Annotated in this window: 18 protein-coding genes; 10 read left to right on the forward strand and 8 right to left on the reverse strand. The window is 36.0% G+C overall.

Annotation, left to right across the window (positions count from 1 at the left end):
• Window positions 1-98: 98 nt before the first annotated feature.
• Window positions 99-1,397 carry a S1C family serine protease gene (locus I6N96_RS13400; RefSeq protein ID WP_209558060.1) on the reverse strand — a complete coding sequence of 433 codons (1,299 nt, stop codon included), beginning with the start codon at window positions 1,395-1,397 and terminating at the stop codon, window positions 99-101.
• A 610-nt stretch (window positions 1,398-2,007) separates the two neighbouring features.
• Here I6N96_RS13400 and rlmH point away from each other — a divergent pair.
• Window positions 2,008-2,487 carry a 23S rRNA (pseudouridine(1915)-N(3))-methyltransferase RlmH gene (rlmH, locus tag I6N96_RS13405; protein ID WP_209558061.1) on the forward strand — a complete coding sequence of 160 codons (480 nt, stop codon included), beginning with the start codon at window positions 2,008-2,010 and terminating at the stop codon, window positions 2,485-2,487.
• Window positions 2,488-2,656: 169 nt separating this feature from the next.
• Here rlmH and I6N96_RS13410 read toward each other — a convergent pair whose 3' ends face one another.
• From I6N96_RS13410 to I6N96_RS13420, 3 genes are read right to left on the reverse strand one after another with little or no spacing between them, the layout of a single operon-like run.
• Window positions 2,657-3,952, reverse strand: a complete 1,296-nt coding sequence (locus I6N96_RS13410; RefSeq protein ID WP_209558062.1) for a restriction endonuclease subunit S — start codon at window positions 3,950-3,952, stop codon at window positions 2,657-2,659.
• Window positions 3,945-5,564, reverse strand: coding sequence for an HsdM family class I SAM-dependent methyltransferase (locus I6N96_RS13415; RefSeq protein ID WP_209558063.1), 1,620 nt, complete (start codon window positions 5,562-5,564; stop codon window positions 3,945-3,947). Before I6N96_RS13415 ends, I6N96_RS13410 begins: the two co-directional genes overlap by 8 nt.
• Before the next feature lie 3 nt (window positions 5,565-5,567).
• Window positions 5,568-8,606: a type I restriction endonuclease gene (locus I6N96_RS13420; RefSeq protein WP_209558064.1), complete on the reverse strand. Its 3,039-nt coding sequence runs from the start codon at window positions 8,604-8,606 to the stop codon at window positions 5,568-5,570.
• A 276-nt stretch (window positions 8,607-8,882) separates the two neighbouring features.
• On the opposite strand from I6N96_RS13420, the gene I6N96_RS13425 reads away from it, so the two are divergent.
• The gene (locus I6N96_RS13425) at window positions 8,883-9,170 is read left to right on the forward strand and encodes a hypothetical protein (RefSeq protein WP_209558065.1); all 288 of its coding nucleotides are present in this window, start codon (window positions 8,883-8,885) and stop codon (window positions 9,168-9,170) included.
• Window positions 9,171-9,279: 109 nt separating this feature from the next.
• The gene (locus I6N96_RS13430; protein WP_209558066.1) at window positions 9,280-9,546 is read left to right on the forward strand and encodes a helix-turn-helix domain-containing protein; all 267 of its coding nucleotides are present in this window, start codon (window positions 9,280-9,282) and stop codon (window positions 9,544-9,546) included.
• A gap of 355 nt (window positions 9,547-9,901) precedes the next feature.
• On the opposite strand, the gene I6N96_RS13435 is transcribed toward I6N96_RS13430, so the two are convergent.
• Window positions 9,902-10,693, reverse strand: a complete 792-nt coding sequence (locus I6N96_RS13435) for a helix-turn-helix domain-containing protein (RefSeq protein ID WP_209558067.1) — start codon at window positions 10,691-10,693, stop codon at window positions 9,902-9,904.
• An 88-nt stretch (window positions 10,694-10,781) separates the two neighbouring features.
• Here I6N96_RS13435 and I6N96_RS13440 point away from each other — a divergent pair, with 88 nt between their 5' ends.
• Window positions 10,782-12,956, forward strand: coding sequence for an alpha-galactosidase (locus I6N96_RS13440; RefSeq protein ID WP_209558068.1), 2,175 nt, complete (start codon window positions 10,782-10,784; stop codon window positions 12,954-12,956).
• Between the two features lie 188 nt (window positions 12,957-13,144).
• Here the strand turns inward: I6N96_RS13440 and I6N96_RS13445 are convergent, their stop codons facing one another.
• Together I6N96_RS13445 and I6N96_RS13450 are read right to left on the reverse strand one after the other, a co-directional pair.
• Window positions 13,145-14,758, reverse strand: coding sequence for a glycoside hydrolase family 13 protein (locus I6N96_RS13445; protein WP_209558069.1), 1,614 nt, complete (start codon window positions 14,756-14,758; stop codon window positions 13,145-13,147).
• Window positions 14,748-16,709 carry a sucrose-specific PTS transporter subunit IIBC gene (locus tag I6N96_RS13450; protein ID WP_209558070.1) on the reverse strand — a complete coding sequence of 654 codons (1,962 nt, stop codon included), beginning with the start codon at window positions 16,707-16,709 and terminating at the stop codon, window positions 14,748-14,750. The genes I6N96_RS13445 and I6N96_RS13450 overlap by 11 nt, the downstream gene beginning before the upstream one ends.
• Before the next feature lie 253 nt (window positions 16,710-16,962).
• Between I6N96_RS13450 and I6N96_RS13455 the strand changes: the two genes are divergently transcribed.
• From I6N96_RS13455 to I6N96_RS13475, 6 genes are all read left to right on the forward strand, one after another.
• Entirely contained in the window at window positions 16,963-18,444 is a 1,482-nt protein-coding gene (locus I6N96_RS13455) for a sucrose-6-phosphate hydrolase (RefSeq protein ID WP_209558071.1), read from the forward strand.
• Between the two features lie 13 nt (window positions 18,445-18,457).
• Window positions 18,458-19,441: a LacI family DNA-binding transcriptional regulator gene (locus I6N96_RS13460; protein WP_209558072.1), complete on the forward strand. Its 984-nt coding sequence runs from the start codon at window positions 18,458-18,460 to the stop codon at window positions 19,439-19,441.
• A gap of 21 nt (window positions 19,442-19,462) precedes the next feature.
• Entirely contained in the window at window positions 19,463-20,335 is an 873-nt protein-coding gene (locus I6N96_RS13465; protein ID WP_209558073.1) for an ROK family protein, read from the forward strand.
• A 176-nt stretch (window positions 20,336-20,511) separates the two neighbouring features.
• The gene (locus tag I6N96_RS19780; protein ID WP_245186974.1) at window positions 20,512-20,646 is read left to right on the forward strand and encodes a CdiA family toxin C-terminal domain-containing protein; all 135 of its coding nucleotides are present in this window, start codon (window positions 20,512-20,514) and stop codon (window positions 20,644-20,646) included.
• A gap of 21 nt (window positions 20,647-20,667) precedes the next feature.
• A complete protein-coding gene (cdiI, locus tag I6N96_RS13470; RefSeq protein WP_209558074.1) occupies window positions 20,668-21,036 on the forward strand; it encodes a ribonuclease toxin immunity protein CdiI in 369 nt (122 codons plus the stop codon).
• A 170-nt stretch (window positions 21,037-21,206) separates the two neighbouring features.
• The gene (locus tag I6N96_RS13475) at window positions 21,207-21,488 is read left to right on the forward strand and encodes a hypothetical protein (RefSeq protein WP_209558075.1); all 282 of its coding nucleotides are present in this window, start codon (window positions 21,207-21,209) and stop codon (window positions 21,486-21,488) included.
• 333 nt (window positions 21,489-21,821) lie between these two features.
• Here I6N96_RS13475 and I6N96_RS13480 read toward each other — a convergent pair whose 3' ends face one another.
• On the reverse strand, window positions 21,822-25,601 hold the full coding sequence (locus I6N96_RS13480) for an AAA domain-containing protein (RefSeq protein ID WP_209558076.1): 3,780 nt from the start codon (window positions 25,599-25,601) through the stop codon (window positions 21,822-21,824).
• Window positions 25,602-25,624: the final 23 nt, after the last annotated feature.

Genomic DNA, 25,624 nt, shown 5'->3' on the forward strand with positions numbered 1-25,624 from the left:
TGGGACAAAATTCCCAAACTCTTTTTGTGTTAAGATCCGAATAAGCGGTGAGACAGAAGTTGCTTCTGTCTCACCGCTTATCTTATACATAGTGCTGATTATTCGTCAGTTTGTTGTAATGCTTCTTGATCGATTGTCAGCTTAACTGTTGTTGTTTGCTTTTTATCTTGACGGTAGTAAGTAACTTCCATTGTATCTCCTACTTTTTTATTGTAAAGAGCACTTTGTAAGTCAGTCGTTGTTTCAATGGCTTCTCCGTCGATTTCAGTAATCACATCATATTTTTCAAGACCTGCTTCTTCAGCTGGTGTTGCTGTTTGGACGGAACGAATCACGACACCTGTTGTTACGTCTTCCGGTGTTTTCAGGATTTGTTCTCTTTGCTGTGTAGAGATATTCGTCATGTCAACCATAGTTACACCTAAAGCCGGACGAGTCACCTTGCCGTCTTTTTCCAGCTGATTGATAATGTTGACTACGTCGTTACTAGGAATCGCAAAGCCCATTCCTTCAACGCTGACAGAGTCACTGGACTGAACGATTTTCACTGAGTTGATCCCGATAACCTGTCCTTCAATATTTACTAATGGACCACCTGAGTTCCCTGGGTTGATTGCCGCATCTGTCTGGATCGCATTGATGTTGATTGTATCGCCATCGTCATTTTGGTTCGTGATATTTCTGTTAACAGAAGAGATGATTCCCTGTGTTACAGAGTTTGCATAGTCTGAACCTAAAGGAGAACCGATCGCAATTGCAGGCTCACCGATCTTCAGGCTGTCAGAGTTACCAAATTCAGCTACCGCATCGATTTTATCAGATTTTACCTTGATGACTGCTAAGTCGGTATAAGAATCAGTTCCCACAAGCTCGCCTTCTACCTTCGTACCATCATGAAGAACGATTTCCAAACCTTGAGCACCGCTTACCACGTGATTATTGGTTACGATGTAAGCTGTATCGCCGTCCTTCTTATAAACCACACCACTACCTTCACTTGCAGCTTCTAAATCTGCATCGTCAGCAGTGTCTGATGAATCGGAGGTCCCGTTTTGTCCTCGCTCATCGAATAACCCACCATACAAGCTGGAAGAGTTTTTTCTGACGCTTTGCATGTTGATAACTGATACAACCGCATTTTGAACCTTATCCACAGCCTTCGTGATATCACTGTTCACATTGACGTTCACATTGCTGACTTTGGTATCGCTGCTGTTATCAGTCGGTGTCAGCTCTGAGGTGTTGGAGCTATTGTTGTTACCCATATCGGTTATGGCATAAAGTCCGCCGAATGCTAGAGAACCGCCGATCAATCCTCCGGCAATACCGATTCCAAGTTTTTTCATTAAACCATTTTTATTTTTATTTGAATTAGGTGTTACGTCTTTTCTGTCCATATTTAACATCCTCCGATATTTTATTATTCATTAACTACCTATGTAAATCCTGTAAAAAATGCTGCTCATGAATAGCTGCCAGCTCCACTAGCCTAATTTCTTCCTTAGCAGAATGCTTCATGTACAAAAAGCAGAGGAGAATGTTTATTGAAACATTCATCAACGTTCTTTGTGTCCATGCAAAAACAACTTTTTAATCCCAGACAAAGGAAATCATTTCATCCTTCATTTCTTTGGTAGGACTTACATATAGTATAGCTTTTCTTGACACTATTAGTCTACAAGAGAGCTTTGAACTTTTTATGAACAACATGAGTAAAATTTCATATAGATGAGAAAAAAATTCTCGGATTTATGAAAAAATAAAGAAGAAATGTGTGGAAAAAATGGCTGAAAGTTATCCACAGGTTTGTGGATAATGTGTATAAACTTGTATGGGAATATGTGTTTGTATTGAAAAAGTTGTAAAAATAACCCTGAATGAGGACGGAACCTGTGGATAAGTCTGTGTATATGTGTATAACTTTGTGGAAATATTGTGGAATACGAAAACTCTTCATGATAAAATTGTTGATAAAGATTATGAGAAAACTCGGGAAGATGTGAAAAAATGCGAATCAAAATAATTACAGTCGGCAAATTGAAAGAAAAATATCTGGTGCAGGGCATCAATGAATACCTAAAACGACTACAAAGCTACAGCAAAGTCGAAGTCATCGAAGTACCGGACGAAAAAGCACCGGAAAAACTTAGCGATGCAGAAATGATCCAAGTCAAAGACAAAGAAGGCGAACGCATCCTGTCCAAGCTCTCCGACAACGACTACCTGTTTGCCTTAGCCATCGACGGCAAACAGCCCAGCAGCGAAGAGTTTGCCCGCGACATTGAAAAGCTCGGCATCTCAGGCAAATCCCAGCTCGCCTTCGTGATCGGCGGCTCACTGGGACTCAGCGACAAGGTATTAAATAGAAGCAATCAGAAAATCTCCTTCGGGAAAATGACTTATCCACACCAGCTGATGCGGCTGATTTTGGTGGAGCAGATCTATCGAGCCTTTCGGATCCAGAAAGGGGAACCGTATCATAAGTAGGGATATAAAAGCAGAATAAAAGGAATCGTATCTGATCTTATCGGGTACGATTCCTTTTTGTTGTGAGATAAGGAGAAATGGATTAATAGCATTTTATATAATATGGTTCGTCACGATTTTTCTCATATTGCAAATAGCTAGGGCAATCGTTACGGAGGTGCGTAACGATTTATAAGGTATTATTGTTACTATCAACTGTGACTTGACCGTTCATTAGTATGGGTAATAACCAATCTCTAAGCTTTTCAAGTTCATATTTTTCTTGGATGGTTTGTTGTATCTGGTAAAAAATTGGCTGAACCATAGTGTTAAAGTTCTGAAGTAGTTGTTTATCTGGGATTGCTAATTTTATATCAGTTAGCATTGCATTCGTGACGTTATTTATACTAGTGCCTAAAATTTGTTTATTTAAATAATCACGAAAATGACTTGATTGAAAGTACATTCCTATATAGAATTTTAATATTTTAGGAATATCAATTTTTGATAAAAATGCACCATAACTCATATTTTTATTATCACAGTAGTAAAATCCATTCTTTCCCACATGGTCTTTACTACCGCTAGACATTGTAATTATTAAATCAAAAGGATTTAGTTTTTGCTTTTTTGAAACTAAATCAGAGTTAATATAGACTAAGTCATTAATATTAATATTGTTATTAGAAATATTTGTTCCTCGCAAAATACCGATAGATGAAGAATTAGCAATAGAAATATCATTTTTGTTATAGGTTACTCCACGAATAACAGCTAATTCTAAATCTTCTAATTTTTTTACTTCCCAATTTTCAGGAATCTTATGATTAAGGTCTTTAGAATAAATCATCTTGCCTCCACTTGATTGATAAGGTTTTTTATTTTCATCAGGGAAATTAAATCCAATAAACCAATAGTCATAAATTGTACGAGTAAGATTTTCTAGTTCATAAACAATTTGATCATTAAGCATAATTTTTTTATCCAAAGAAAGCAGCATATTGGAAATGTTATCTTGAATACTTTTTGAAGGAACTGGAATTTCAATTTCCTGAAAAGTACTTTTACTTAATATTGGTGTTCGTGTAACGGAAGCAAGAGAAAATAAGTAATCTTTTTTTCCTTTTAGCCAATAATAAATATAATATGGATTGTATTTTCTTTCGTCTATCAAAGTAATGGAATTGATTTGTTGATTTGTTGCACAGGTTTCTGTACAAATAGATACATTTCCCATATCCCATCCGATACAGCCAACTAAGATGCTGAGACCAGATATAGTATTTGATTTGATTGCATTCATTCCAAGTTGAGATATTTTTTTCACACTATCTTGTATCAAATAATTTCCGTGTAGTTCAGTAGGGCTAATAAACAGAAAATTCCCACCATAATATTCAGGCTGCTTTGTTGATGGAGTTTTTCCGGTAACAACTTTTCCAATATTTTTGATTTTAACTTTTGAGAATGAAATTTGTTTACTCATATTTCACCTTTGTCAATTGCTCCATAATTTCTATGCGTAATTGATCCTCTTCCGCAAACAGTGAGTCTAATTTTGAAGTGAATTCATTCATCTTAGAAGCGAACTCATCTTGTGTTAAATTTATATATTCAATCTTAATGTCGAAATACTGTCCAGCAGAAAATGAATAATTTTTGTCTGCTATTTTGTTATATTCAAGTACAACCGAAAAATCATCTATTGGAATTTGAGTTGCAAATGCATCAATAATTTGGTTTTCATCTTCGCTACTTAATAAAGTTTTTTGATTTTTCCCATCTTTAACTTTTTTCCCAAGCTTACTAGCATCAACTAGTACAACCTTAGCATTTTCGACATTATTAGTCTTGTCAATAAAAACTACACTTACGTTGGTACCTGTTGTTGCAAAGATATTTGATGGCATACTAACAACACCTTTTAACCATCTATTATCAATCAGATGTTGCCTGATTTTCTTTTCAATTCCTGCTTGAGCTGTGATGAAACCTGTTGGAACTACCACTGCTGCTTTACCTGTATCGTTAAGACTATAAATAATATGTTGTATGAATAGGAGATAAATAGACATTTTGTCTTTGGCAGATTTTGGGATATTAGGAACACCAGCAAAAAAGCGTTCGCTATATTCAGGTAATGTTGTTATTTGTTCTCTCCATTCTGAAAAATCTAGCTTAAAGGGTGGGTTAGACACGATGTAATCCATTTTCTTATCAGCATGCCTATTTTCAGTAATGGTATTTCCTTGGACGATATTGTTAATAGAATGACTTAGATTATTCAAAATTAAATTTAATCTGAGTAAGTTTGATGACTTCTGTGAGATATCTTGTGAATAAATAGATACCCTATCTGTTCCTATTTTACTCGCTACATTCATTAATAGCGTTCCTGAACCAGCACTTGGGTCATATGCTTTAACCGATTTTGGTTTGTCATCACCGATCAAAATTTCCGACATGATCTTAGCAACTGAATGTGGTGTATAGTATTCTGCATATTTCCCACCACCATCTTTGTTATAATCTCTAATCATATACTCAAAAATTGTGGAGAAAAAATCGAACCCTTGTTCAAAGATAACATCATCAAATTTAACCATTGCGAGTTTAGAGATGATCTGCTTTGCTACACCATTTCGCATACTACTGTCACGAACAATATCATTGATAAGACGTTCTTCAAACAAACGAATGTCAGAATTCCCAGCTGTATGAACTGAGAAAATCGAATTATTTTCCACTGCTATATCATTCAATGTATCATCAAAAGTTTTAGCAAAATCATCTTCGTTCTGGCGATTATACAAATGTTCAATTAAATGATGAGGATGCAAATGTGCAGCATTAGTTCCTAGCTCAAAATCAAGTAACATCGTATAATCGTCTTCACTTAGACTAGATAATTTTTCATAGTCATAATCTGGGTGTAATTTTTTTATTTCAAATATAAATTTATCGTTTAAAAATTTATATAAAAATGACTGTGTGACAAGATTATATTCCCCTGCTTCGCCACCTAGCCCTGCATTAGCGGATATTGCTTTTAAGTCATCAACTAACTGTTTAACAATTGTTGTATATGATTCAATCATTACTTACAGTGCTCCTTCAAATTCATTAATATATTCTTTCGTTGCTAAACTAGATATTTTTACTAGTATCTGTGGTGAAACATTTGTTTTTCCGTTCAGATTACGCCAAGTTTCCCCGACAATTTCTTTAGTTTTTCCTTCAAAGAAATTGTCATTATCAAGAATGTTTTCGTTATTAACGATAACATTATCAATACCTTCCTTTACCCCTTTCAAAACATTGTATAGTCCGATATTGTCGCTAGGTTTCCTTAAGTTAAGACGTTTTGCAACACGAGCATATTTGCGATCACCAGAGAAGTTAGCAGCAAGTTGTCTATTTTTACGATTTAACTCTCCAATTTGGCGAAGTATCTTTTTATAATCTTCATTCATTGTTTTAATAAATTGCCAATCATTGTTTTCGGAGATGTTTTGTTTTACCATGATTCGCTTGAATTCCTCCAAAAGTGAGATATACTCTGGGTCTTTTTTATCCCAGTTCTCTTTAAGACCGCTGGCTACCTTCTTTTTCGTTTCTTGTAAGTCGTTAGCTGCTAGCTGAAGTTCGGCTTCACCCGTTTTTACAAAGATAAAATCAGCATCATCCATTACCAAATTTAATAACTCTTCACCAGCAGTATCGTCTGCATTTTCTAGTTGATTTAAAGTAGAAATTCGTTGAACTAGCATAGTCAGCATTTTAGATATTAATGCTAAATCAATTCGCTGTAAAATTTCAGTATGCCCTAACAAGCGAGCTAGTTGGAAATTATCTTTAATGGTTATCAATGCCAATCTTAATTCATTTAGCGTTTTACGATCAGTAATATCAGATATAGTTTGACTAAATACCTCTAGATTATCTGTAGGGTAATCAATCAGTACACTGTCGGCTTCATCTAATTTTTGGTTAATTTCATCTGTTGATACGAATAAACTTCCGAAAATATTTTTGGCTTCTTCTCCAGTAAGACCTATATCATATTCACGTGTCAGTTCTTCAAGATAAGCTTGATTTGTTTTATCGAATTCATGTGATATATCAGCAAAATCAACAACATACCCTTGCTTATAATCGCGATATGGTCGATTGACACGTGTTAAGGTTTGCAGTAAATTATGAGCTTTAATTTTTCGACCCAAATATAGTTTTTTTAGGCGCGGTGCATTAAATCCTGTGAGTAACATCGAATATACGAATAAAAAATCAACGCTTCCTGATTTAAATGCTTTAACCTTTCTTTTATTCTCTTCTTGATCGTGCAATACTAACTCAGCTGTGTGTCCATAAGTTTTAGAGTATCTTTCGTTAAACTGCTTGAATAATTCTTTAGCTTGTTCAGAAGAACTTGCCACGATCATAGCTCCTATAGAGTCATCTCCTTGGGCAACACGAAACTGTCTGAGGTCGGTTAAGATATATTTGAGCATCGGTTCAACAAACTTAGGATGAGCATAAACCATTTTCTTATTCAAAGAACCTTGTTGAACCTTTATTTCATTAAGTTTTGCTTGTAATTCTGCTTTATATTGAGTTTCAATATCTTCACGAATCAAGCGCAAAGTAAATCCATCTGCAATGGAATCATTGTAATAATACTTATGAATATACTCTCCAAAAATATTACGAGTCGTCTTTAAATCTGCATTTTCAAGAATTTCTTCCCCGGTAGAATCAAATTTTTGAGGAGCGATTAATGGCGTTCCAGTTAATGCAATCTTGATTGAATTTGTATCAGCATTATAGAGATTAGCCAAATAAGATCCTTTAGGATTATATGAACGGTGGGCTTCATCAATGAAGTAAATATTTTGTTCACTTAGTTCATAGCCAGATTTATTGATGAAACTTGTCTCGTTCTTAAATTTTTGGATATTTACTACTGCAACGTCGTGTGTGAATGGCTGGTTTAATTCAGCAGACGATGATATTTTTTTCACAGTTAATCCACGCTTTATAAATTCTTCAGCTGCTTGATCGGCTAAATCTAATCGATCCACAACAAAATAAAAGTGAGGAATAATTTTTTTCTTTTGGTAGACATCTTTAAGGTACTTAATATTGTGATAAGCTAGTGCCGTTTTACCAGATCCTTGAGTATGCCAAATAACGCCCTTCTTAACTCCTTCTCCTAATTTATTTTTAATGGCCTTGGTTGCAAAAAATTGTGGATAGCGCATCACATGTTTTTGAATATCTAATGAACCATCAGATTTGTCAATCTCGTTAACGTAAGCTAAACCATATTTAATAAAGAATAAAATTCTCTCTCTCGTCAAAAGTGACGATAAAATTTTATTAGTGGGTGTTGTACTTTCTAAATTAGTTTGAAACTCTCGACTATTTTTAAGAATTTGTTTATTCAAATCTTTTAAAATACAATCAATTTTTGCATCATCAATTGGAGGAACGTTAAATACAGAAACTTCTTGCTCTTTAAAGGAATTAAACATCAAGTTATTTAAGTTAGGTGTGGTATAGTATGCACCTTGTAATTGTCCTAATGTGGAATCATAAGGCATATTGTCACTAAAAATCATTAGTTGAGTAATATTGTTGAAACGGCGAAATGCTTTCTTTTTGAGTCGGTCTATTGTTCTCTTAGACTCTGACTTAATTCCCGTAAATCCATCACGTATAACATTTGGTTGTTTAACTTCTACAAATACCAAAGGTAACCCATTGATAAAAATTGTGATGTCTGGACGAAATTTTTCATCATCTCGTTCATGCTCTACTTCTGCAGCAATGTGCCATACATTCTTATTTGGATGAATAAAATCAATTAATGTGTGTTCACCATTTGTAAGACGCTCATGGAAGGAACGACCTAAATCATCTTGATCAAGTTCTGATTTTATATTTTTGAATTCATTTTCGAACTCCGCTTCAGGATTAAATTTAGTAAATTGTTCTCTGAAAACATCTGTTATAATACCGGTGTCTTCATCAATAGTTAATTTTTTCAAAGAAAGATATTCGTAATTTAAACGTGTCAAATGTACCATTGCAGGGATCTGAACGCGTGTAAGCTCATTAAACTGATTATTCACTGCCATATGTAAAACTCCAATCAACCGTTATTTTCTGAAATAGGTAACATTATTTTGTTGAATATGATTTAGTTAGTTCTATTTCAAAGTCTCTAGATAAGTCCATTTTAGAATAAAATTAGACAAAAAGATAGTTTTGGAATGTAGATAGGCATGACTAAGCATAATAAGGAGAAGAAATTAATAGAATAGTTTTAAACTGGTGTTTTTGTGATGACACCCTAGTACATTTATGTTATAATTGTTGCGAAAACTATAATTTATTAAGTGAGGTATGCAGTTATGAAGATAGCAATGTATACCGACAAAGCGACTAGCAGTTGGAAATGGTTTTTCAATGTAGAAACACAAGAAGATAAAGAATTTGCTATCCATATGTACAAAGGATATGCTGAAAAAGATTTACTTTGTTTTGTTACTACTGACGTTGGTTTTTTAACCTTTAAAGCAACAAATGGAAAAACTATTAAACTAGTGTTCAAAAACAAGTCTGGGGTGCTATGGGTATTTGGCACTAAGATAACAAATGGTAATTATCATACTCTACTGGACTATGCTAAATCATTGTAAAACTGCTAGCCGACTAGTCGGCCAAGATTGAAATTCATACTTCATTCCAACCTCTATATTTTATGGTCGTTCAAAACAATTATGATATTTGATTTAGGAGGTGTATTTTATGACTAGTGAAAAAAAATTAGTAAGTTTTAAAGATGCTACTTTAAAGATCCCAAATTTTAGCATGAGGACTCAGATTAGAATTGCTGGAGAGATTCATAAAGCACGAAGTGATTTAGGAATAAGCCAATCTGATTTGTCAAAAATGAGTGGAATTCCTCAAAAAACGATTTCTCGAATTGAAACGGGAGTATCTGTACCCAATTTCAAAACGATCATTTCGCTTGCTGAGGCACTCAAAAAGGAAGTGATATTCAAGCTGATTTAAATTAATTAAACCTACTATATTCAAAAAAATCATAATTGGGAAATGGGGTAGAATTTTCTACCCCTTTTTTTGAATAATTAATTAAATAATGGGAGTCTCAAAATATCATCCCCTCACGATACACAGCACCGTATCATAAATAATTCGGTTTTTGGAAGTGGTGGAAACGTTGATGTAAATAGGTTTTTCTAGATTTGGTAAAAGGAACTGAAAATATCATTCACTTACGATACGCGGAACCGTATCATAAATAGGGATATAAAAGCAGAATAAAAGGAATCGTATCTGATCTTATCGGGTACGATTCCTTTTTGTAAAGAGTGTGAGGTAGGTATCATTAAAAATGAATTAGTCATTAATAGTAGTGTGTTTTTCTATTTTTATACTCACTAGGAGAGATACTCATCTCTTTTTTAAATACTTTACTAAAATAGTTTCCTGTAGAAAATCCGACTTTTCTTGCGACGGTTTCCACTGTTTCTTCCTCCCACAATAGCGATAATGAATGAAGGATACGTACTTCTTTTAAATAGTGTATTGGTGGCGAGTTGTAAGCTGCTTCGAATTGTCGAATCAACTTATATTTTGATAATTCATATTTTTCAGATAAAAACTCTAAGCCGATATCTTCGAAATAATGTTCATCAATGTATTTTTTTACCGCTTCGATGGCCGCTGTTTTTTGTTGGCTCTCTTTTTGCACCTCTTCTTTGATATCTAAAAAAAGAGTAAAGGCAGCTTTAGCATTTTGTGTAACAGTTACTTCTTGCATTTTCAAATCAAGAATAAATCTTCGCAACCGTTCAATGAACGCCTCCGATAGTTCAACCACTGCAACTGGGGTATCCAACCATTGCATCATACTTCCTGAAAATTCTATAAACAGAAAATGCCAATCCTCACCGAAGTAACGATAATTCCCGGGGATTTTAGCAAAAAAGGCTTTGTTTTGCGTTAAGGGAACAGTTTTGCCCCCGATTTGTATATAGCCCTGACCACTTAATGTTACTTGTAAAACGATCAGTTGTTCTTTTCGCTGACGTGCATCCCAATCATAATGAGTACTTCCTAGTCCTACACCAATCCCTTGGATTAGAGGGAAGTGTTGTTCATTGATGTAATGGAATTGACGTACGAAATTCTGCAATTTATTACCCTCCTTAAAATAATTTCTTCTTGTTACTTCTGATTATACTCGATACCATATACATAATAAAAGAAGGAGAATGATAAATATGTCGATCCATTTTGATGCATCGCAAAACTTTTTCCACCTGAGCAATAATGAAATTAGTTATATCATTGGTATCGAAAAAGAAAAATATCTTACCCATAGATATTTTGGTCCCCGTTTGACAGGGTATCATCAGGTCAATCAGCTGCAAATGATTGATCGCGGTTTTGCTACGAATCCAATCAGTGAGGAACGTACTTTTTCGTTAAATACACTGCCGCTTGAAACTAGCACACAAGGCAGCTTAGATTATCGAGTGAGTAATTATCAGTTTCGAAATATAGACGGGTATCGTATTACTGATTTTGTGTATGATCACTTTGAAATTTTAGAAGGCAAACATTCTTTAGAGGGGCTGCCATCACTAAGAGGAGAGCAGGAGCAAACCTTAGCGATTTATCTTGTAGACCATCCCCAGTCGCTTGAAATGGTGCTGTACTATACAATATACGAGGATCTTCCAGTAATTACACGGAGTGTGGCGTATAAGAATAATGGTGCAAAGGCAATCTATATAGAAAATGCTGGTTCGATGCTTCTGGATTTTCCACGTTGTGATTTTGACATACTGACACTTAATGGGGCACATACAAATGAGGCAACCATTCATCGTCAACCACTCCACCCTGGTGTACAAAAAATCGCATCGACTAGAGGAACTAGCAGTCCGCAACATCATCCATTCTTAGGGCTTGCTGATCGGTGTACGAATGAAGATCAAGGACACGTTTATGGGTTTCATTTTATTTATAGTGGGAATTTTGTGGCTCAAGCGGAAGTAGAGCAATATGGAAGTACGCGGATTCAAATCGGAATCAATCCGGAAACCTTTGAATGGAAATTATCGCCGAACGCAACTTTTCAGACACCAGAGGTTGTGTTGAACTTTAGTGCCAAAGGATTTAATCAGCTTTCCCAGACGTTCCATAAGCTATATCAAACCTATTTGATTCCTAAGCAATGGCAGCAGGTGGAACGCCCCATTTTACTTAATTCTTGGGAAGGGAATTATTTTGATTTTACTGAAGAGGACTTGATTCGTCAGGCTAAACTAGCGAATACATTGGGGATTGAATTATTTGTTTTAGATGACGGGTGGTTTGGCCAACGTGAGGATGATACAACCTCTTTAGGCGATTGGTCTGTCAACAAAACAAAACTTCCAAATGGGGTCGAGCACCTTGCGGATGTTATTCACAAACAAAAGATGAAATTTGGTTTATGGTTTGAGCCGGAAATGATTTCTGTAAACAGTCGTTTGTTTGAGCGTCATCCAGAGTGGAGTCTACAGGTTCCGGATTACCCTCAAACGCAAGGTAGACAACAGCTCGTCTTAAATTTGAGTTTGCCTGAAGTTCAAGAACATCTTATTCAGCTGCTGACAACGTATCTTTCTTCAAATAAAATCGATTATGTAAAGTGGGACATGAATCGACATTTAACGGAAGTGGGCAGCTTTGTTTTACCGAATGATCAGCAAAAAGAAGTCAGCCATCGTTATATTTTAGGGCTTTACCGTATTCTATCTGAAGTAACAAAGAAATTTCCAAAAGTTCTTTTTGAAAATTGCTCGAGTGGCGGCGGCCGATTTGATCCTGGGATGGTTGCCTATATGCCTCAAACTTGGGCAAGCGATAATACAGATGCGTTGTGTCGATCAAAAATCCAATACGGGTATAGCTATCTGTACCCGCCGATTATGATGGGGGCTCATGTTTCAGATAGTCCGAATCATCAAGTAGGCCGAAATACGCCTTTAACAAGTCGTTTTTTAATTGCAATGAGTGGCAATTTTGGCTATGAATTAGCTATAGAAAAGCAATCATTACAAGAACTTGAAATGATAAAAGAGCAAATCATATTCTATAAAAAACATCGTAGACTGTTGCAGTTTGGGCAATTTTATCGCTTAAAAGAACTTGATAAAGCATACTCCACTGCGTGGTTATTTAAAAACGAAACAGAGGCACTTCTTGTCTATTCCAATGGACTTGCTCAACCAGCACAAACGATTCAGTATCTAAAAACGAAATATCTTGAGGATGCGGCTCTTTATAAGGATACGAGTACAGGAAAAATATACAGTGGCAGCGAATTAAATCATGCCGGTATTCTTGTTCCTAGGATCAAAGGGGATTTCAATTGTTTCTACATTCATTGGATCGTCATAGAATAAAATAGATACTAAAAGAGAGTGGGACAATAATCTGTTGCCACTCTTTTCCATACCCTAAATCCGAATAAACGGCGAGTCAGAAGTAGCTCCTACGACAATAAGCCGGAATTCAACAAAAATTTGTGAAACAATTTTCGTGAATTCCGGCTTATTGCTTGTAGCTAAACACTTCTGTCTCAGCCTCTTTGTTAATTTAGTAAAACGGCATAAGCTTCATAAGGAAGAAGTGTTTGACTGATTTCTTTTTCATAATTATGAATTAATATCTCTTTGATTTGTTGTGTTTCATCTAATAAGAAGTGAGTTGGGTTACCGGAAAAATTGACAACAACTAATAATTTTTCTCCTTCATTTTTACGGATGTAAGCCAAAACTTCAGCATCGTCTGTTGTAATACTTTCAAATGTTCCTTCAGTAATTATTGGTAATTCTTTTCGGAGCTGTATCAGCTTTTTGTACGTATAGAATAATGAGTTTGGGTCATCTAAAGCGGCTGCTGCATTGATTTCAGTTGCATCTCCTACAGGCAGCCAAGGAATGCCATCTGTAAAGCCAGCTTGTTTAGAAGCATCCCACTGCATTGGATGGCGGGCATTATCCCGCCCTTTGGCATTGATGGAGGCAATGATTTCATCTTCTGTATACCCTGAATCAATGCGTTCATCGTACATTCTTCGACTTTCAATATCATCGACTTCATCAATGGTCTTCACTGGATAATTTATCATTCCAATCTCTTCCCCTTGGTATATATAAGGGGTTCCTTGAAGAAAATAAAGATAAATTGCTAACATTTTCCCGCTGAGGATTCTGTATTTTTGATCATCGCCCCAACGAGAAATGATTCGTGGTAAATCGTGATTATTCCAAAACAGGGAGTTCCAACCTTTGCCAGCCAATTCAGTTTGCCATTTAGAAAAAACTTGGTGCAGTTCTTTCGGATCAAGTTTTTTTAGATCCCATTTTCGTTTGCCTGATTGTTTATCCAAGTTGATATGCTCAAATTGGAAAACCATCGATAATTCCTCTCTGTCCTTGTCTGAATAAAGCTGAGCAATTTCGGGTGTTGCACCCCACGTTTCACCAACAGTGACCAAATCGTATTCCCCAAAGGTGTTCTGATTCATTTCCTGTAATAGCTTATGAAGTTTTGGGCCATTTTTAGTAATTGATTGGTCAGGTTCCTTTCCAATTAAATCAATCACATCTAGACGAAATCCGCCTACCCCTTTTTTGATCCAGTAATTCATCATACGATAAATCTCTTGACGCATTTTTTTATTTTCCCAATTTAGGTCAGGCTGCTCCTTTGCGTGTAAGTGAAGATAATATTCTCCAAGTTCCGGAACCAATGTCCAAGCTGAGCCGCCGAAATTTGATTGAAGGGCGTTCGGTGGATTTCCATCAACGCTCTTTCTCCAAATATAAAAATCATGAAATGGACTATCTGTATTGTGAAGTGCTGATTGAAACCAAGGATGTTCAGAGGAAGTGTGATTGACGACTAAGTCCATGATGATCCTGATATTTCTCTTTTTCGCTTCTTCAATTAGTTTATCCATATCCTTCATTGTTCCATATTCTGAACCAATCGCTTGATAATCACTGATGTCATAGCCATTATCTTCATTAGGTGATTGATACACAGGACTCAACCACACGGCGTCTATTCCTAGAAAAGCAAGATAATCTAAACGTTGAATAATTCCTGGAAGATCACCAATACCATCTGCATTCGTATCCTGAAAGCTGCGTGGATAAATTTGGTAGATCGTTGTTTTTTTCCACCAATTAGTTTTCATAGTGTGCACTCAATACTAGTAGACCTTGGTTTCTATCTGCAGTTAATGTGTCAATTACTTCAATGGATTCATAGTCGTTTGTGTTGGTAACGATCATCATCACCGTTGGATCAAAGCCAGCTTTTTTGACAGCATCTAAATCAACTGTTCCTAAAATGTCTCCTTGCTTCACTAAGTCTCCATATTTTTTATTGGTTTCAAAGGCTTCTCCGTTCAATTTTACCGTATCGATTCCAATATGAATCAGTACTTCTGCACCATGGCTTGTTTTTAACCCGTAAGCGTGTTTTGAATCGTGCACGATTGTCAGCTTCCCGTCAGCCGGCGCACAAATCATCCCTTTTTCTGGAATTACTGCAATTCCTTTTCCCATCATTTCTTGTGCAAAGACAGGATCGTTGACTTCTTTTAGAGGAATCGGCGTTCCCTTGACCGGACTAGCTAATACTTCATCCTCAACAGAGCTGCTTTCAGCTTCAGGATCTTCATTGATTTCAACCGCAACTTCACCTGCACGAGTATCATCATCTGCGAATACAGCCATATGACGTTTGCCGTAAGCATATGTTGTAACAAAGCCGACTAAAATACTGATGACAATACCAATCATGAAATAAGGAATTGATTTTGGCGCGATGGAGATAAAACCAATAACACTTGCAGGACCCATTGCTACTGATAAAACATGGAATATACCAATAAATACACAAGCAACTGCTGAAGCAATCATGCCGCAGATAAATGGAAATTTAAGTTTTAAGTTGACCCCAAAAATTGCCGGCTCTGTAATTCCCAGCATAGCTGAAATGCTTGCGGAGCTTGCTAAACTTTTTTGCTTTTTATTTTTAGTTAGTAACATGACGGCAAGAGTTGCTGCTCCTTGGCCAACATTTGCCATTGAAGCGACTGGGAAAATGAAGGAACCGCCAGTACGCGCGACATCAGCTAGCAATGTTGTCTCTATTGCCGGGAAACTTTGATGTAGACCTGTAATAACAATAGGTGAATAAAACAGTCCGAATACACCTAAACCGATTGCCCCTGTTGTATTATATAACCAAACAAGTCCATCGGTTAAACCATCTGAAACAATTCTCATAACCGGTCCCACAACGATAAAGGTTAAAAATCCAGTAATAATGATGGCTAGCATTGGGGTAAAGGTAAAATCAAATGCGTTTGGAATGCGTTTATGAAAGAATTTTTCTAAAGTTGCTAAAATCCAAGCAACCACTAACACCGGTAATACAGAGCCTTGGTAACCTGCTTGGGCAACATTCATCCCAAAGATATGCCAATAATTCATGCTTCCTTCTGCAATTGCATTGGCCACACCATACCCATTGACTAAATCGGGCATCACCATCACCATTCCCATGGCTGCACCTAGATAAGGATTACCGCCAAAACGTTTAGTTGCAGAGAAACCGACCAAGATAGGTAAGAAAGCAAACGGTGCAGAAGCTAATAAATTAATGATACTAGCGATGTCAGTTACAGCTGGAAACATTTCTACAATGGATTGAGGTCCAAATAAATGTTGTGCAGTTAACACATTGTTCAATGCCATCAATAAACCACCAGCAACTAAAGCCGGAACAATCGGAACAAAAATATCAGATAATACTTTAATAAATGCCATAATTGGATTGTTCCTCTTACCATTTGCCGCTACTGCTTTTAAATCAGCTGTCGATGCTTCTTTAACATGTGTTATTTTTATCAGTTCATCATAAACGTTATTTACATCACCCGCACCAATAATGATTTGAAACTGATCATTGGCTTCAAATGTTCCTTTAACAGCGTCATTATTGTCTAAAGCTTTTTGATCCACCTTGCTTGAATCTTTTAGAACCAACCTCAGTCGTGTCGCGCAATGCGCTGCTGCTTGAATGTTGTCTTTGCCAAGCGTTTGATTGATTTCCTCTGCCACTTTTTTGTAATCCATCCTCGTTCCTCCTAAATGTCATTTAAGCGATTTTAACAACCCCCATTATTTGTCTGCTTAATCTGGAAATGAAATCGCTTTTTCACATCCAAAGTATATCAGATTTTTTATAAATGTCAAACGTATGACAATTAATTTATTTGTATCAACAAAGAAGTTGTTGGCTGTGTTGTTGTATGATTGATTAACGTTTGACAATGTTTGCCTTTAAAGTTAAACTATATGCAAGAATGCGCTTGCGAGGAGAGTACATATGTCTAGTAAAAAAATTTGGACGAAAGAAGAACGTTATCGTCCCTATCAAGAGTGGGATAAAACACATCTTGCCCTACTGCAAGAGAAAGTCGCCAATTCTAACTGGCGCTTAGGGTATCATATCCAACCAAATACAGGTTTACTAAATGATCCAAATGGTTTTTCATTTTTTAATAATCAGTGGCATGTCTTTTATCAATCATATCCAATGGGGGCTGTTCATGGGGTAAAATCCTGGTATCATCTGACATCTGATAATTTGGTAGATTGGAAAGAAGAAGGAACGAAGGTATTTCCAGATGGGGTGTATGATAGTCATGGTGTATATTCAGGAACTGCTTTGCCTGTTTCGGACCAATTGTTCCTTGCTTATACCGGGAATGTTCGTGATGCAGATTGGGTTCGCCATTCCTATCAGTTAGGTGCTTGGATGGATGAATCTGGAGCGGTTCAAAAAATCGAAAAACCGCTGCTTGCTGCATCACCGGTGGGCTACACATCTGAATTCAGAGATCCCCAAGTATTTCGTTACAGGGATAGTTATTTGATGGCTATAGGTGCTCAAAATGAAGTAGAAGAAGGCAAGATTCTTACTTATCAGAGTTCTGATTTACTGACGTGGCAGTATAAGGGAGAATTAGACTTTACCGATAAAAAAATGGGTTTTATGATTGAATGCCCCAATTTATTAGTGACAGAAGAGGCTGCTCTACTTATCTTTTGTCCTCAAGGACTGGAAAAGGATAGTTGTTTTTATGAAAATATCTACCCTAACACGTATGTTATCGGAGACTCTTACGACTATGAATCGAATCGGTTGGCTCATCCTACCACGTTAAAAAATCTGGATGAAGGGTTTGATGTCTATGCTACACAAGCATTTCAAGCACCTGACAACCGTCTATTATCCATTAGCTGGGTGGGCTTACCGGAAATCGATTATCCAACCGATCAAGAAGAGTGGGCGCACTGCCTAAGTAGCGTCAAAGAGCTGTTTGTAAAAGACAAAAAGTTGTATCAGCGCCCAGTCGCAGAGATGAAACAATTACGTGTAGGTGAGGCAGCTGATTTTAACAAAGATTCTAATTCTTTCTTTGAAACCGATACAAACCAGTATGAATTAATGCTATTATTTGACCCGCTTTCCAGTGGAAGAATTACTTTATGCACGGATAAAGAACAAAATAAAGGATTAACGATTAATTTTGATTCCCAACATGGTAAAATAACGATAGACCGTAGTCAGGCTGGTGCTGTTTTTGCAGAAGAATATGGCTTTGTTCGATCGTTTACAGTCGAACAAAAACCATTAGATTTACAGATATTTGTAGATTCTTCGATTGTTGAAATCTTTATCAATGAGGGTGAAAAGGTTGCAACAATGCGCGTTTTTCCAGAAGCACATCAGACAGGGATCCATCTGGCTTGTGATGGAGACTATCAAGGGAAATTATGGCAATTGCGGAAAACTAACCAATAAAGGATGAAGTGGCATGGTTGTCAAACTAACAGATGTGGCAAAGAAAGCGGGGGTTTCTCCCACGACCGTTTCTCGTGTTATTAATAATTATGGCTCCTTAAGCCAAAAAACCATTGATAAAGTAAATTTGGCGATGAAAGAGCTGAATTATCAACCCAATTCTTTAGCTCGTTCCTTGCAAGGGAAAAATACACAATTGATTGGACTGATTTTTCCAACTGTTGCGAATCCTTTTTTTGGAGAGCTTGTTGAAGGAATAGAAGGAAAACTATTTGATTTAGGCTACCGTGTTATATTGTGTGATAGTGCGAATAATAAAGAGAAAGAGCGGCATTACATTAATATGCTTGCGGCTAATAAAGTAGATGGAATTGTAGCTGGTGCTCATAATCTAGGAATCGCAGAGTATGAAGATATCGAGCTGCCAATTGTTTCTTTTGATCGTTATTTAGCTGATAATATTCCAATCATTGGCAGTGATAATTTTCAGGGAGGCTATTTGGCTACTGAAACATTATTTGTCAAAGGAGCACGAAAAATTGCGATTCTTACAGGATCACAAGAATCAAATTCGCCTACAAATTTTCGCTTAAACGGGTATTTAAGTTTTTTGGAGAAACACGACTTAGAGCCTAAAATTTTTCAGATTCAAACAACAGCTAGATCAACCGCTTTGAAAAATTTAGAAATCAAACATATTTTAGAAACAGAAGACATTGACAGCTTATTCTGTACGGATGATCTAACGGCTCTACTGGCATATAATCAATGCCAGCAGTTGAAGATAAAGGTACCTGAACAAATCAAGATTATTGGGTATGATGGGACAAAATTCATTCAGAATTATTTCCCACAGCTTTCGACGATTGCTCAACCAATGGCTGACTATGCAGAAATTTTGGTGGACTTGTTACTACAAAGAATCCAAAATCCAGAAAAAAAACTTGAAAAAAATTATTTATTGCCGGTAAAACTAATCCAAGGGCAAACAACATAAGCCTTAAAAGGAGTGGACAATATGTTATACGGTGCGATCGAGGCAGGAGGCACGAAATTTGTTTGTGCAGTGGGAAACGAAAATTTGGAAATAATTGAGCGTGTATTCTTTCCTACAGAAACACCTGAAAAAACGATGCGTTCTGTTGTTGATTTTTTCAAAAAATTTGATACAATCACGACAATCGGAGTTGGATCATTTGGCCCAATCGATGTTAAGCGAGAGTCTGAAACTTATGGTTATGTTACATCTACACCCAAGCTTGCGTGGAAGAATTTTGATTTTGTTGGGTATTTAAAAGAACAGTTAGCCAATATTTCTGTTGCTTGGACAACGGATGTAAATGCTGCTTGTTATGGGGAATATATTGCGGGATGCGGTAAAGGGTTATCAAGTGTAGTGTACTATACTATCGGAACAGGCATTGGTGGTGGTGCTTTATTAGATGGACAATTCGTTGAAGGATTTAGCCATCCTGAAATGGGTCATGCGTTGGTTCGACGTCATCCTGAGGATACCTTTGTCGGTAATTGTCCGTATCACAATGACTGTTTGGAAGGGTTAGCTGCAGGACCTGCCATCGAGAACAGAACAGGGGTAAAAGGACAGAATTTACCTCCAGATGATGCATCATGGGATATTGCAGCTTATTACATTGCACAATGTGCGTACAATACGACCTTACTTTTTTCCCCGCAAATAATTATTTTTGGCGGCGGTGTTATGAAGCAAGAACAATTAAGAAAAAAAGTCCAAGAGCAATTTGCTAAGCTCATCAATGATTATGTGAAATATCCAGACTTATCGACCTACATCGTTACCCCTCAATTAGAGGACAACGCGGGTGTGATTGGATGCCTGGCTTTAGCAAAGGATTTATATCTGCAAGCTTAACTAGAGAATATGAATAATAAGCGAGGGCAAAGTAGAAAAATAGTATAGATTATCTTTCGAAGACCAGACGATTTGATGCCTGGTCTTTTTGAGTATTAGTGTATCAATACAAAAAAATGAGTAGACCTAAAACAGTATATGATTCAAAATATTTCTCTGATAATGAAATTTATAAGATGGGACTTAATGCTTTGGAATATGGTGCTGTTAAGGGTCGATATGTTCAGGGAATTGCACCAAACGGCCTAAGATATACAGGTTTCCTTGATGAAACAGGAACACTAACAAATTTCTTCCCAACTATGAAATAATAAACGAATAGGAGTACGAGCATGTATACATTGGTAACAGATAATCAAGAAAAAGAGGAATTAATGAAAGGCTATTTTATTTTGATAAGAGGCCACATGAATAAGGCAATAGAGAACTTTATTAGAAAAGAAGGATTTGGGATAGAGTTCATGACTATTCTATTCAAAAATGATTTAGATGAATTTGAAGATAAAGAAGAGTTACAGGAGATAGAAGAAAATCAAGTTGTACTTTTAGCAGAATATCCGGCTGCTCCAATAGACGAAAAATTTTATCTAACTTTTGATGAATTGTACAACAACATTGAACGTGTTGTTCACAAAAACTATGAAAATGATTTAAAACTTCGTGAATCTCTACTAGAGCTAAAAAAATCATTAATCGCCTAAAAGTGAAAAAAAGAATTTATCAAAATTAGAAACAGTGATATAACAGAGTCAGCAACACTCGCTTTTGCACCAATTAGATACTTTGTTTTTTAGAGATAAAAAAGAGTGGTTGACCAGCTTTTGTCAGATAAGATGACTTGCATGATCGATTAAGGAAAGGATTAGATCCTATGCAAGATTGGAACGATATTGGCTCCGAACTTACCAAGCAATTATTCGAGGAAAACCCAAATCAAGAATTGGAGGTGCTGCGTGCCGCCAAGACCATGGGAGGCATTTGGCAACAGATTGCTGCGTTGACAGAAAGTACAAAAGCTTCGTCTGCTCTTTTGAAGCAGCTTCAGGTAGAACAAGCTGCAATCGATCAAAGTCGAAAAATTCAACAAAAGCGACACAAGAAAAAAATTGCTAAAGCCAGCAATTTAACGATTCTTCGGAGAGAATCTCTATAGAAAAATAGTAAATACCGAAATCTTATTATATTTTAGAAAAACTGAGAGTGGGACAATAATCTGTTGCCACTCTTTTCCATACCCTAAATCCGAATAAACGGCGAGTCAGAAGTAGCTCCTACGACAATAAGCCGGAATTCAACAAAAATTTGTGAAACAATTTTCGTGAATTCTGGCTTATTGCTTGTAGCTAAACACTTCTGTCTCAGCCTCAGTTTGTATTTGGAATAAGCTGTGATGGCCCTCTAGTTAATAATATTCTTTTGAGCTCAGATGACCAATAGTTGAATAGAGAATCTTTAAAAGTTATCTTGGATTGTTAGCAACAATTACTCATTCAGTATAATATTGACTGACATAGTCTATGCTTGATTTATCTGTTACTAGACAACTAAGTTCTTTTTGTTCGGTTTTACCACTATTCATCAGCCAATTTAATGAACCGATAAATAAATAAGTATTGTCTATCATCAGTAATTTCACATGTGATGGTGGATTATGGATAAGGTCGTCTTTCAATAGTTTGCTTAGAGCGGTTATAGCCTTTGCCGCTCCGTCTTTATTCCACGGCATATCCCTATTTACGATTTCATCAACTTCTGTTTCCGGCGATCGTTTCTTACCTTTATGACCAAAAAATATTTTGACCGTAGATTCTTGTTCAAGTTGCTTGGCTATAATCTGTAAGAAGTCTTCGTTTACTACATAGTCACTGATCCAAGGAGAAACAACAGTGATACTTTTCTCTGCCAGCCTAATGAGATTCATCAATAGCTCATTGTGTTCTTTACCACCATAAACGATATTCTCTGGTATCGTTTCATGTAAGTAATCGGTAATCGGAGATTGCTGAATGGTCAGAGAAGGACCGGATAGAATATTTATAATCTTTTTTAAATCATGATTATCTTCTGTAATCGTCATTGAATCAAAAAGACTGTAGGTTTTCCCATACTCAACGATTGTTTGTAATGCGTTATTTAGATAGTTTTGTGCTTCTCGAGCAGCATCAAAGTTACCAACATAGATAAATTGTTCCTTCGCTCTTGAGAAAGCCACATTTAACAAGTTTGCTTTATTTCCGATAAACTTCGTCAAGCCATTTGAATTTTTGTTTAAATTATCAACCACACTTGAAAAAATAATAATTTTCTTTTCATCCCCTTGGAATGTATGAACGGTACCTACAGCGATTTCTTTATTAAAAATACTATCTATTTTTTTTGCTTGTAATGAAAATGGCGTAATGATACCTATGTTTTTCTTAACTTCCTCACCATGTTCTTCTACAAGAGCTTCAACAATTCTTTTACAGGCATCAATCTCTGCCTGATTGAAATGCTGTGTGGATTTAGTTCCGCGGATATCAAACGCCAATAAATTTTTATCAAGCAATTTTCCTTCGGTAGTGTCTTGCTTCATGAACGTTAGCACATTGTCATAAACATACTGATTTGAAAATTTCATAATTGATTTTTCACATCTCATATGTTCATTAAGAACAATTGCATTTTTCACCTGATTTCTCTCTTCATAAAAATTACTGGCCTTAATAGCATAAGATTGTGCACTGGTAGTGTTAAGGCAGAGTGAAGAGTAGGATTCTTCACTCAATAATTCTGTATATTTTTCTTGTAAGATTCTTTCAGGAACGGAAATAATTGGTTCTATCTGATTCGTGTCACCCACAAATACAGCTTTTCTAGCTCGATATAAAGGTGCTGCTGCATAATAAGAAACAATCTGCCCACTTTCATCAAATAGAAGTAAATCAAACAGATTTTCAATCATTGGAAAGGTCTGTTTTCTAAATGAGTGAAGCGTAGTAGAGACGACCGGAAAACATAAGAAAAACGTTTCATAAAGAGTCCGCAGTAAATCTGCTCTAGAATCATCGTAAGGTTTGTTCCCATTGTAAAGACATTTGAACCACATACAATCTTTTGAAAGGACTTTTTCAAGGTTCTTTAAAACAAACTGTTTATTTTTTATGATATAGACTTCCAGCAATTTGAGCGAATGGTGAAACATCTCTTCTCGAAGCTTTAAAATATACATTGAATTCTTTAATACATGTGCTTGAGATTCCCACAATGACCCACTATCACAATTTTTCGAATAGTTATCAATTTGTTCTGAAATTGTAGTAAATTCTTTGACTACACTTTCTTTCACTCGTACTTCCTTTAAAAGTTGAGTTTTCAGATCACTCTTTGAAGTGATAGTCTCTTTGAGGGTGTAAAGTTGAGCATTTTTTTCAAGTAAGCGTTGTTCGAGAATAGTTTGCTGAGCGCTTGTTTTTTCAAGGGCAGCATTAATATTTTTTATTAGGTCGGATATATAGTCCAACGAAGGGTACATAGAAAGAAGTTCTTTGGTAGAGCTAAGTATGACCGGAAGCTTACAAAGAAATCTTGTTGTAGGACTTATTTTTTCAAAAGCCTCTTTTGCAGCGAATAGTTTCCTTTTTTCTTCATTATTTTTATCAGTCTCTTGTCTATTTTGCTTGATACTTGAAGATATGATAGTGATATCTTTTTCCAGATCATCTAACTGTGCCTGTGAGTTTTTAAGTTGGTGCTCGTTTTCTTCAGCTAGTTTCACAGCATTTTTGACCTCATTTTGAACACGTACTTTATTTTCATTGAGTTCTTTGTCATTAGAGATTGCTGTCTGCTCTTTGAAAAGTAAAAATTGATTGAGGAAAGTATTATATTCTTCAAGTTTCTGCTGGGTAATTTTAAATGAAGCAATTGTTTTTTCTTCTGTTCCTTCAGCAAGTTCAGCATCAGCTAAATATTTTAGAAAGGGAACAAAAAAGTTTTGGTGAAAATTTTTAACATTTTCATATTTTCCTAAACGTGCACAAAGAGTACCGTTAATAGTTTCGTCATTGAGTGAAGCTGCAAACTCAGAAAAAAATGGTACCTCTTTAATCAATTCCAGTCCGATGTTATTAATAGCCTTGTTATTCGTGCTAGTAAGGATGATAGAATCAAGGTTTTTTCCACCTAATGGAGAGCGATAAATATTTTTCTTATCAAGTTGCCACTCCGCATCCCATACATCTAACAACCTGTTAGCTTTACGAACAAGCGTGTCTGCAATAATTTCTTTTAATAAAGTCGTTTTACCAGTACCGGGAGGCCCTTCAATAGCTAAAAAATCTGTTTTAGGTAAGAGATTCACCAGTTCCCATTGCTTAGAGGTAACAGGATACTCACTCTGATAACTGCCGTAGTGGAAACTCTCACTAAGTGAAATGGTGTTCAAATTTACTTGCTCTTGATTATGAAATAAATAGCTACGGAGTAAAGGCGGGAGTTGCTCTTCTTCTTTATCTATATGACTATGCAGCGTTTTAAGCTCATCTTCAAAACAACTGCCGGATATACTCGCCAAAGATTCACAGGAAATTTTTAGCTGAGCAGCCAGATGCCAATCGCTGACATTTGTATTAACCAGATTTAGCTGGAAACCCAGTGCGTTTTTAAATTCATCTAGGAATAATCTATTAAATTCTTCAATATCGGTTACGTCTTCAATTGCATTTGTTGCAACAATTAAATCATCTATCTGCTCAGCGTAAAGATTTCTTACATCAAGTGTTTCTTGCTGCAGCTGAGCGGCAAGAAGAATGATCAGCGCTTCTTTATTTACAACAAAATCTGTGATTTCATAATTTTTCTCTGCTATTTTACATGTAAAAGACAGGACGGGGCGTTCATTCTTCTCATTGTTAATTAGTATAGGATAGAACAAGTAAAATTCATTATTTGCTTTTATTTCTTCGATAAGTGTTTTATCATCTGGATAAATTTTTGTATTACGCAATATATCTTCTTCGAGTAATTGTTCTAATGTACTGCTGCCAAGCAGATAATTTTTCAACTTGATTTCATCTACTCGATTTTTAGGAATACTTTTTTTCTCGGTCAGCCACTCTGAGAGTTTTTTTGTTTTTTGCTGTGTCATATAATTTGAAAAAGTTAGAAAACTACTGTCCTCTAGTTTCAAACTTTTACAGGTTAGTTTATCGATAGAAGTAGTTAATAAACTATTATAAAAATCATATTCATAAAAATAATTAATAATATTACTTGCTTTTCCCATTTTATTACTCCTTATTTGTTATT

The organism is Enterococcus larvae (assembly GCF_017830045.1).
GTDB lineage: Bacteria > Bacillota > Bacilli > Lactobacillales > Enterococcaceae > Enterococcus_L > Enterococcus_L larvae.